Below are 5,859 nucleotides of genomic sequence, written 5' to 3' on the forward strand. Positions count from 1 at the left end.
GTTAGAAGAAATCTAGTGCGGACCGGGGAAGGGTTCTACTAAAGGCAGACCTGTGCCGAAAAAAGAGAAATGGGACCGGCGGATTGCCGGGTAAAGGGCCGGACATATGGCGAAATCCGTGTTGATCGTCGAAGACAACGAGCTGAACATGAAACTGTTTCATGATCTGCTCGAGGCGCACGGCTATAACACATTGCAGACCCGCACCGGAATCGAGGCCTTGCAGCTCGCCCGCGAACATCGGCCGGATCTGATCCTGATGGATATTCAGTTGCCGGAAGTATCCGGTCTTGAAGTGACGAAGTGGATCAAGGAAGACGAGGATATTTCCTCCATTCCGGTCATTGCGGTCACTGCATTCGCCATGAAGGGCGACGAGGAACGAATCCGTCAGGGAGGCTGTGAAGCCTACATTTCCAAACCGATCTCCGTGGCCAAGTTCCTGGAAACGGTTCGTGCCTATCTCGGCGAAGCCTGAAAGCTGTTCCCGGCAGTATTTAGCAAGATAAAGACTACGTATGACTTCGTATGCGCGAAGCCGTTGACTGCGTGTTTTTCGTCGCCGAATCGCTGGCTTGGTGCTGTTTCGGCGTTCACATTAAGGTTACGGATTTACTAAAACGACATTGTATCTGTGTATATTTTATGGAAAATATTGCAATCAGGTCACAATAGGGTAGTGTGACCGCAGATTAGGGTTTTTCCTGATCTCCAGATTGTCGTGGTTTGATTTTGCCGAGACGTCAATTTGGACAAGGTTTCCCCTCGGAGTGCTCAGGTCCGCCGCATCTCCTGGGTCCGTGGGGCAGGTCGGCAGGGAACCGGCCGATGAGTGGCCTCCTCGAATGCCGTGTTCCCGCCGACCACTAATTTTTCCAACGATCCGAAACGTGGAGACGCCCGCCTGGCGGGCGTCCACTTTGCGTTGCCTTGCTGGCTGACTGGTTTCTTCCCATCGCACGGGTGATCTTCCAATCGGCTCTCTTTGGTGTTGTCCCGGCGATTGCACAACAAAAAACCCGCCGGAACCGGCGGGTTCTTGATATCGTCAGGAATGACCAGATTACTTGATCTTGGTTTCCTTGAACTCGACGTGCTTCTTGGCAATCGGGTCGTATTTTCTTTTGACCATCTTGTCGGTCATCGTGCGGGAGTTCTTCTTGGTGACATAGAAGAAGCCGGTGTCCGCCGTGGAGAGCAGCTTGATTTTGATCGTTGTCGCCTTGGCCATGGCCTTGGATCCTGTTCTTTGTTGTCGGGCAAAGGGTTCTTATGGCCAGATTGGCTGGCGGTGAATCTGCCCCAATGTCTGAAATCAGCGCGCAACCTACTCATCGGTGCGTGAAAGTCAAGCGCTTGCGTTGGTTCTTGCGAATTTTTGAGCTGTGAAACCGTGAAAACACAGGCGGAGAATATCGTTTTAGATCATCTCCCTCACAAACCCGCCTTTGCGGAAGAAATAATAGGGAACAGGCGTTGCCGGAGAGAGATCAGGATCGCGCTTGAGGCGCTCCTCCAGGTCGGTCAGGATCTTGGTGGTGATCAGCGGCAATTCCTTGGTCCGGGCCTCTTCCAGCGTCATCCATGCGCAGTCTTCCAGTTCGCCGGAAGGGCCGGTGCCGTCAGGCAGCCGGTCGGCGATATCTTCGGCCCAGACAGCGAGGAAACGCGTGTCGAAGCGGCGCGTGCGCTGGGGAGGAGTGATGGCGCGTGCGATCAGTCGAATGCCGCTGAGGTCCGGTTGAATGCCACGCTCGGCGAAGGCCTCGAAACCGGCGCCGAGACGGAGGAGCTCCTCGGGGGACTTTCTCCCAACGAAGATGCCCGCCTCTTCGTAGGTTTCCCGGATTGCGGCAAGGGCCAGCGCACGCACGCGAGCGGCGGACTTGGCATTCTTCATGTCCGCGGAAAGTTTCGCCTCGACCTCCGGGTGATAGGGAAGCACGTTGGAGACACGGGAATCGGCGGGGTCCACGCGGCCGCCCGGGAAGACAAACTTGCCGGGCATGAAGGCGTGACGCATATGCCGCCGTCCCATCAACAGACGCACGGGGCCTTTGCCAGCATGGTCGAGAATAAGCAGGGTCGCAGCGTCTTTCGGCCGGATATAAGGGTAGTTTCCGGCCCTTTCGTCCTTTGACAATTGCTTCTCGAATGAACCGGTCATGAGGGGCTTTCGGATGTGGAGTGGGGCGCCGGCAGGTCGTCCTCCGCGTCCGGATCGAACCCATGCATGTAGAGGGCCCACTGCAAGCCGATCAGGGCGCCCTTGATGGGCTGCATGAAAAAGATACACAGGAAGATCGTCAGCGGCACCCACAGGCTCATGTGGATCCACAGCGCCGGATGCCAGAGCACTTCGACCGTCAGCAGCGCCGGAACGATGATGTGGCCGACAATGGTAATTGTGAAATAGGGCGGAGCGTCGTCGGCGCGGTGGTGATGGAACTCCTCGCCGCACTGTGGACACGCATGATTGTTCTTCAGGAAACTGCCGAAAATCCGGCCCTGGCCGCACTTCATGCAACGGTTGCGCGCTCCGCGCAACATAGCGGCCATCACCGGCCGGTGCGGTTTGACGGCTGCCGGTTGCGGTGCCGTCAGATTTTCATTCATCTCGTAACGAACCGTCACGAAGACCTCCTTCGGTTCTTCTTTCGAGTGGAGGTCTTTGCAGGGCCTGATTTCGAGCGCCCGCCCTTGGGCGGTCCCCGCCGGGCCTTGGGGGCGGCCTTGCGGATCTGTTTGCCGGCTATCCGTCCATGGCTGACCATTTCGAAGGTCAGCGCTCCGGCAAAGGGCGCGGCTTCCACCAGTCTGACTTCCACTTGGTCGCCAAGTTGGTAGGTCTCGCCGGTTTTGTCACCTATTAGGGCATGCGACCCTTCGTCATAGCGGTAATAGTCAAGACCGATCGTGGAGGCAGGCACGAAGCCGTCTGCGCCGGTCTCCTCCAGGCGCACGAACAGGCCGGACTTGACGACGCCGGCGATCCTTCCCTGGAAGGTCGCTCCGATCTGAGAGCTCATCCAGAGTGCAATCAGCCGGTCGATCGTATCGCGTTCCGCCATCATGGCACGGCGCTCGGCCGCCGAAATTTCCGCGCCGATCGCCTCCAGTTTGCTCTCGATTCCCTCCGGCAGACCGTCGCCGCCCAGACCGAGGGCTGAGATCAGGCCGCGATGAACAATGAGGTCGGCATAGCGCCGGATCGGCGAGGTGAAATGGGCGTAGCGGCGCAGGTTCAGCCCGAAGTGGCCGATGTTCTGCGGTGCGTATTCCGCCTGGGCCTGGCTGCGCAGCACCACCTCGTTGACGAGATGCGCCTGGGGCGTGTCCTTCACCTTGGCCAGGATGTTGTTGAACGCCGACGGCCGGAGACCCCCGGTGGACGGCAGCTTCATGTTCAAGGTCGACAGGAAGTCCTTCAGGCTCTCCAGCTTTTCCGGCGTGGAGGCGTCGTGGACGCGGTAGAGCAGGGGAGACTTCTTCTTCTCCAGCGTTTCCGCGGCCGCGACATTTGCCTGGATCATGAACTCCTCGATCAGCTTGTGCGCATCGAGGCGTTCGGGAACATAGACGTGGTCGACCGTTCCGTCCGGTTTCAGCTTTATCTTGCGTTCGGGAAGGTCGAGTTCCAGCGGCGCGCGGGCGTCACGGCCCTTCTTCAGGGCGTCATAGGCGGCCCACAGGGGTTTCAGAATGCCGTCGAGGATCGTTTCGGTCTTCTCGTCCGTGATGCCGTCGATGGCCTTCTGCGCCTGGATATAGGACAGCTTGGCGGCAGAGCGCATCAGCACTCGGTGGAAGCTGTGACTGATCTTTCGGCCGTTCCTGTCGAAGACCATCCGCACGCCGAGGGACGGTTTGTCTTCCTTTTCCCGAAGCGAGCAGAGCTGGTTGGAGATCCGCTCGGGCAGCATCGGGATGACCCGGTCGGGAAAATAGACGGAATTTCCGCGCAGGTTGGCTTCACGGTCCATCGGTGATCCCGGCGTCACGTAGTGGGCGACATCGGCAATCGCGACATAGACGATATGGCCGCCCTCGTTTTCCGGATCCGTATCCGGTTCGGCAAAGACCGCGTCGTCATGGTCCTTGGCGTCCGGTGGGTCGATGGTGATCAGGGGTATCTGGCGCCAGTCCTCACGCTTGCCCGGTTTCTCGACCGGTTTCGCGCTTTCGGCCTGCGCTTCCACTGCAGCCGGAAAGACGTGAGGGATGCCGTGCGACTGCAAGGCGATTTCGGAGATCGCCTTTTCCGAATTCATTGAACCGAAGCGCTCGACAACAGAAGCCTTCGGGTGCCCGTAGCGACCGGAGCGTGTTACCTGCACGCTGACAAGATCGCCGTCGTCGGCATCCTTGAGGTCGCTGGCGTCCACGTCCAGTTCCCGCTGCTTGCGGTCGATCGGCTCCAGATAGGGCGGGCGGCTGCCGTCCCGCTTGCGCAGGATGCCCAGGATTGCCCCCTGGCGCTTTTCCAGGACGCGGATGACCCTCGCCACGTGCGCGGCATCCGGCCCGCTCTCGGCCTCTGTCAGCCGCACCAGGGCACGGTCACCGACACCTGGTTGCGTGGCTTTGGTCTTGCCGGTCAGGATCAGGATTTGCGGTGGGGCGCCCGCTTCGTCGTCCCAGTCGAGCGGCGTGGCGAGCAATTCGCCGTCCCGGTCCCGGGCAATGAGGTTGGCGACAAATACTGGCGGCAGGTCACCCGGCCGGATCATGCGTTTCTGACGCTTTTCGACCAGGCCTTCGTCGGCGAGGTCCTTGAGCATCTTCTTCAGGTGGATACGCGCGCCGCCGATGATACCGAAATGGCGCGCGATTTCCCGCTTGCCCGCACGGCCGGGGTTGTCCGCCACGAAGGCAAGAATATCCTCGCGCGACGGCATCTCGCCGGGGACTTTGGCGTGTTTTCGGCCTGTATGTTTACGCGTGTTGATCCGTTTCGCGCTCAAGAGGCATCATCCCAGGGCACCTCATCGGACGACGCGTCGACCTCTGCCTTGGCGGTTTTCTTCGCGGTCGTCTTCTTGGCTGCCGTTTTCTTTGCTGCTGGCTTCTTCGCCGTGGTCTTTTTGGCCGCAGCCTTCTTCTTGCCGCCCTTGGAGGACTTCGCCGCGATCAGCTCGACGGCCTGCTCAAGTGTCACGGCCTTCGGGTCCGTGTCCTTCGGCAGGGTGGCATTGATCTTGCCGTGTTTGACATATGGCCCGTAGCGCCCGTCATAGACATTCACCGGACCGCCTTCTTCCGGATGCTCGCCCAGCTCCTTGAGGGGCGTTGCCGCCGCACCGCGCCGGCCGCCGCCCTTGGCACGCTTTTCCGCAAGCGCATCGACGGCCCGGTTGATGCCGACGGAGAAAACTTCGTCCGGCGATGACAGGTTTGCATAGGTTCCGTCATGCAGCACGAACGGTCCGTAGCGGCCGATCCCGGCGGAGATCATCTTGCCGTCTTCCGGATGCGGCCCCACTTCCCGTGGAAGGGACAGAAGCTGCAGCGCCTTTTCCAAATCCATGTCCGGTGCGGACCAGCCGCGGGGCAGGGAAGCGCGCTTCGGCTTGGCTTCCTCGCCAAGCTGGACATAGGGCCCGAACCTGCCGTTGCGCAGGGAAACATCCAGACCGGTTTCAGGATCCTGACCCAGGACCTTCGGGCCTTCGTCGGCATCCTCGCCGTCACCGTTCGGCTTGCCCAACTGGCGGGTGTAGCTGCATTCGGGATAGTTCGAACACCCGATGAAGGCACCCCAGCGGCTGACTTTGAGGGACAACTGGCCGGAGTCGCAGGTCGGGCACTTGCGGGGATCGGAACCGTCTTCCTTGGGCGGGAAGATATGCGGGCCGAGCA

At 60.1% G+C, this 5,859-nt stretch carries 6 protein-coding genes; 1 reads left to right on the forward strand and 5 read right to left on the reverse strand.

Going from position 1 to position 5,859, the window contains the following annotated elements:
- Positions 1–106: 106 nt before the first annotated feature.
- Positions 107–478, forward strand: a complete 372-nt coding sequence (locus ACQY7U_RS08545; protein WP_428643498.1) for a response regulator — start codon at positions 107–109, stop codon at positions 476–478.
- Between the two features lie 585 nt (positions 479–1,063).
- Here the strand turns inward: ACQY7U_RS08545 and rpmG are convergent.
- The 5 genes from rpmG to ACQY7U_RS08570 all read right to left on the reverse strand — a co-directional run.
- A complete protein-coding gene (gene rpmG, locus ACQY7U_RS08550) occupies positions 1,064–1,231 on the reverse strand; it encodes a 50S ribosomal protein L33 (RefSeq protein ID WP_428643499.1) in 168 nt (55 codons plus the stop codon).
- Positions 1,232–1,420: 189 nt separating this feature from the next.
- On the reverse strand, positions 1,421–2,167 hold the full coding sequence (locus ACQY7U_RS08555) for an NUDIX hydrolase (protein ID WP_428643500.1): 747 nt from the start codon (positions 2,165–2,167) through the stop codon (positions 1,421–1,423).
- Positions 2,164–2,616 (reverse strand): DUF983 domain-containing protein, encoded by a 453-nt coding sequence (locus tag ACQY7U_RS08560; RefSeq protein WP_428643502.1) that lies wholly within the window; start codon positions 2,614–2,616, stop codon positions 2,164–2,166. The genes ACQY7U_RS08555 and ACQY7U_RS08560 overlap by 4 nt, the downstream gene beginning before the upstream one ends.
- 14 nt (positions 2,617–2,630) lie before the next feature.
- Positions 2,631–4,898, reverse strand: a complete 2,268-nt coding sequence (rnr, locus tag ACQY7U_RS08565) for a ribonuclease R (RefSeq protein ID WP_428643503.1) — start codon at positions 4,896–4,898, stop codon at positions 2,631–2,633.
- Between the two features lie 62 nt (positions 4,899–4,960).
- Positions 4,961–5,859, reverse strand: an 899-nt coding sequence (locus ACQY7U_RS08570; RefSeq protein WP_428643501.1) for a topoisomerase C-terminal repeat-containing protein, incomplete at its 5' end; no start/stop codon positions are given.

Source organism: Roseibium sp. (genome assembly GCF_050301095.1).
Lineage (GTDB): Bacteria > Pseudomonadota > Alphaproteobacteria > Rhizobiales > Stappiaceae > Roseibium.